Here is a 4,059-nt window from a genome sequence, read left to right as displayed (position 1 = left end):
AATTACCACCAATTTTACCTCTCCCGAATACTGAATTCTCTGGTGGAATTTAGTGGCTAAACTTCTACTTCTTATCAGATGTCCTAATCCCACCTGGGGCGAGGCTTTGCAAAGAAATAGCACCTTCATAGTTATGAGATAGTTTCAGGACTAAAGGGAGCGTACTGCGCGAGCGGTTCCGTAAGCTTTTTGCCAATCAACGTATCAACCTGGTCAGCATCCATAATGCCTTCGGGGCGTACAATTAGCACATCATCATCCGTAATCACTTCACCGGGTTGCATACTTCGGGCAGCGTAAAGAGAGCGGCGAGCGCGCTTACGAGTATATCGTTCTTTGTCAGTAATTTTATCAGTGGGTTCTGTCAGGGCTTTCTGAGCGTTATGTAAGTCGGCTACGTACTCGTTGAGTCCGGTTTCCTCCATGGCGTACGCATGGTCAAAACCCGCTTGCGAGGTATCTTCCGTAAAATGCTTTTCGAACCAAGTGGCTCCCTTTACTAACGCCATACAAGCAGCAATGCTATTCCCGGTATGATCCGAAAATCCTACTTCACTACCAAACTCTTCTTTTAGTGTCGTAATAAAATTGAGATTCGCTTGTTCCAAAAATGCCGGATATACTGATACACAATGCAGTAGCACAATATCGGAGTGGTTGGCTATGGCTAAAACATTCATAGACTTTTCTACATCGCTCAGCGAGGACATTCCGGTGGATACAACCATTTTTTTACCCCGTTCGGCTACCTGTCGGAGAAAGCGGATGTTATTTAAATCACAGGAGGCAATTTTGATGTAAGGTGGATTGAATTTCATCAGAAGGTCTAATCCTCTCTCATCGAATACTGAGGCAGTAAATGATATTTGCTTCTCCTTACAGTAAGCCGCCAACTCTTCGTACTCCTCATCTTGAAGCATTCCCTCGGTTCTGATACGGATTACCTCTTTAATATCGTAGTGACCGTACTCGTAGTCGCCGGGTAGATACAACCCAAACGGGTATATAACCTGAAACTTAACGGAATCAGCCTGAGCTGCTTGAGCAATATCGACTAGTTTCTGTGCTTTAGTCAGTTGCCCATTGTGGTTGGTACCGGCTTCGGCGATGATGTGTATGTCGGACATAAGTTACGATAATTGTTCTTTAACTTGATGAGCAAATTTATCGGAATACGACTGTAAAGTTTCTCGCAATTCAGGCCAAATAGACTTTTTCAGCTCCGCCTTCTTTTCTTCTAGCTCCTTCAGGTGTTCCACTCGCTGCTTCACTTCGGCTACCACATCATCCTTCAGTAAATTGATATTCCAGTCGTCCAACCCTATCGTATCTAACATACTGATAGCCCGCTGATCATAGCTTATTTTTATGGTTGGCACATTATATGCCAAACAGGGAATAAACGAATGCAGCCGGAAAGTAAGGTTGAGCCGAGTGTTACGTAAATAGGTAAGGTAAGTATATACATCTTCCGTATACAGATAATCGACCTCACTAAAGGAAGCGGCAAACGGAATATCACGGTGGTCGTGACAAAGTAGCTTAATATTTGCGTAACCTTTCTCCCGCAAAAGGGCAATCATTCCAAGAATTTGCTCCCGCAAATCATACTGATACACCACCGGAATACTCATTAGGGTTGGAGTTCGAACCGAGATGAGGGCATCGGTACGGTCAGATTCCATAATAGGTACCAAGTGCTGAGGAATCTCATCAATAAACAACGTTGGGCACCCTCCCAAAATATTATCGCAACCAAGTTGACGAATATGTTCGTGGGTAGCCTTATCACGCGACAGCGAGAAGTCAGCTCGCTGGTTCAATAGAGCAATTTTATCATCGGACATCACATCCGTTCTATCGACTAGTTCCAGCGCTTTGTTATAAATTTTGCCCCTGGAAACGCTAAAAATCATGGTAGGCTTCTCCAATGCCTTCAGCGCAATGGGGTTTACCTCAAGCTCACCATTTTCGTAGAGATTACCCCCGCCGATTATCAGACCGTGCCCAAATTGATTTACTTCGTAAACGGTCTGGGAGCTAACACCAGCCTTCTTATGGCTCTCATATTTACTGGTAGCTGGAAGCGAAATAACATTAAAATTTTCTTTAAACGCATTTCTAATGAAATGATTTAAGCCCAAATAAATAACATCGTTACCGATATTGAATCCCTTGGGTCGTATAGAATACAGATTAATCATGTGGTTTTCTCTGGTTTAAGCAGTCTCTAATTTTGTTTTACTTGGTGGTAGAGTGAGACAATTTCTTCAATTTTCTTTTCATTAATTCTTGCATCAGTAGCAAACATTCTATCGATAACTTCTTTGTCTTGCCTAGTATCTACTGTTAGTCGTATATCACTGTAATCAGCATCTCCTAAACCTAGAATCTTACCTATGTTGAAGTTTTCACGTTGATCGTAGAAGATTGAGCTAATATGTTCTGAGTAGCGAGCTGACTTACTAATTTCAAGATACTTTTTTTTGAAGCTATCACCTCTAATTATTTCTACACTTATTCCGTACGGGTATTTACGAGGAATAAGATTCGTTACCAAATCATACGTTCCCTTACGAATCATCTGAAAACCTTCAACCAGTAATGATTTTCTAACGAATGGACTGTCGCCATTAATGCGAGCAAAACTATTAATTTTGTTTTGTATTACGCAACCATGTACTCTTTTAGCAACATTTTCAGCTTCCCCCCGATAACACTGTATATTATTTTGGTTAGCAACTTGCTCTAATGGATCGTCAATTGCTCGAGAAGATGTAGCTAAAATAGCAGTTATTCCATCCAGCTTTTTTATCTCATCAATACAATGCTGGATAAGTAGTTTACCACCAACTTGGCTAATTGCTTTTGCTGGAAAGCGAGCGGAATCTATTCGAGCTAGTATGATCGCGGCATCCATACACAATTATTTGAACAGAGTTGAAGTAAATTAGTAACTTTGAACCTGATATTAGTTTCTGATAACAAACATCATTGGACTAATTTAAAAGTTTTAAATTTAGCTATAAAGCATAAGATTATCAGTTTATTAATTATACAATTTCTTATCATTTACTCCGGGCAATATTCAGCCACGTATTTTGTGACTTCTATTGAAGATGGTTCAATTAAAGAATAAGTCTATACTTATAACCGGCGGAACCGGAACAGTAGGTCGGGCACTGCTAACCACTATCATAGATTTGCCGAAAGAGCAACAGCCAAAGCAGGTGGTTATTCTATCTCGGGATGAGTACAAGCAGCATTTGCTTCAAAATGAATTTCCGCCCGGCCAATATCCGTTTATTCAGTATGCTTTGGCCGATATTGGCAACTACTCTTTGTTACTTCCTCACTTCCGGCAGATTGATGTAGTTGTGCATGCTGCGGCACTGAAGCGGATAGAGTTTGGGGAGATGCAGCCAGCAGCATTTGTTCATACTAATATTAATGGAACTGAGAATGTTCTTACAGCCGCTGCTGCTCAAAAAGTTTCGCAAGTGATTACTATCTCAACCGATAAAGCCGTTTACCCTACTACGCTATACGGCGCCACAAAGCTTTGCGCGGAACGATTGGCTCTACGGAAAAACCAGCCGGGCTTACTAAAGTCTTCCGTGATTCGTTTGGGAAACATACTAGGTTCTCGAGGGTCCGTAACGACGGAATTGAAAAAGAAGGAAAATCAATCTGCCATTGAGATCACCCACCCGGAAATGACTCGCTTCACAATGACCGCCCCAGATTGTGCCAAGTATATTCTCTCTCAAATTCACAACGCTGTGGGCGGTGAAGTACTTATACCTAAAACGAAAGCTTACCGACTAATTGATTTAGTACAAGAAATTGCCCCAGATTCGGAGATCACTTTTTCAGCGCCACGACTTACAGAAAAAATTCACGAAACGCTTATTTCTAAAGAAGAAGCCCGATTCGGCTGTGAACGTGCCAACGATTTTATTATCTGTATGAATGAGAACGTTCTAAAAGCATACCGTGAGCAGTCGGGAGTACAACAAGTTGCATTAAAAGCACTCACCTCAGAACATACAGCTAAAT

At 41.6% G+C, this 4,059-nt stretch carries 4 protein-coding genes; 1 reads left to right on the top strand and 3 read right to left on the bottom strand.

Annotated features, from left to right (window positions below; genetic code table 11):
• Nucleotides 1-131: 131 nt before the first annotated feature.
• The 3 genes from WBA23_RS20690 to WBA23_RS20680 are packed head-to-tail and all read right to left on the bottom strand — an operon-like array spanning nucleotide 132 to nucleotide 2,920.
• Complete coding sequence (locus WBA23_RS20690; protein ID WP_424584183.1) at nucleotides 132-1,127, bottom strand: N-acetylneuraminate synthase family protein; 996 nt, start codon at nucleotides 1,125-1,127, stop codon at nucleotides 132-134.
• 3 nt (nucleotides 1,128-1,130) lie between these two features.
• On the bottom strand, nucleotides 1,131-2,204 hold the full coding sequence (locus WBA23_RS20685) for a polysaccharide pyruvyl transferase family protein (protein WP_424584182.1): 1,074 nt from the start codon (nucleotides 2,202-2,204) through the stop codon (nucleotides 1,131-1,133).
• A gap of 26 nt (nucleotides 2,205-2,230) precedes the next feature.
• Nucleotides 2,231-2,920 carry a cytidylyltransferase domain-containing protein gene (locus tag WBA23_RS20680; protein WP_424584181.1) on the bottom strand — a complete coding sequence of 230 codons (690 nt, stop codon included), beginning with the start codon at nucleotides 2,918-2,920 and terminating at the stop codon, nucleotides 2,231-2,233.
• A 199-nt stretch (nucleotides 2,921-3,119) separates the two neighbouring features.
• On the opposite strand from WBA23_RS20680, the gene WBA23_RS20675 reads away from it, so the two are divergent.
• A partial coding sequence (locus WBA23_RS20675; protein ID WP_424584180.1) for a polysaccharide biosynthesis protein occupies nucleotides 3,120-4,059 on the top strand: 940 nt, incomplete at its 3' end.

It is taken from the genome of Tunicatimonas sp., from assembly GCF_049647865.1.
In the GTDB taxonomy this organism is placed as follows: Bacteria; Bacteroidota; Bacteroidia; order Cytophagales; family Cyclobacteriaceae; genus Tunicatimonas.
This window is presented reverse-complemented; position numbering and strand designations above follow the sequence as displayed.

Coding starts and splice junctions, on each gene's coding strand:
- WBA23_RS20690 (WP_424584183.1), bottom strand. CDS start 1,127: ATGTCCGACATACACATCATCGCCGAAGCCGGTACCAACCACAATGGG.
- WBA23_RS20685 (WP_424584182.1), bottom strand. CDS start 2,204: ATGATTAATCTGTATTCTATACGACCCAAGGGATTCAATATCGGTAAC.
- WBA23_RS20680 (WP_424584181.1), bottom strand. CDS start 2,920: ATGGATGCCGCGATCATACTAGCTCGAATAGATTCCGCTCGCTTTCCA.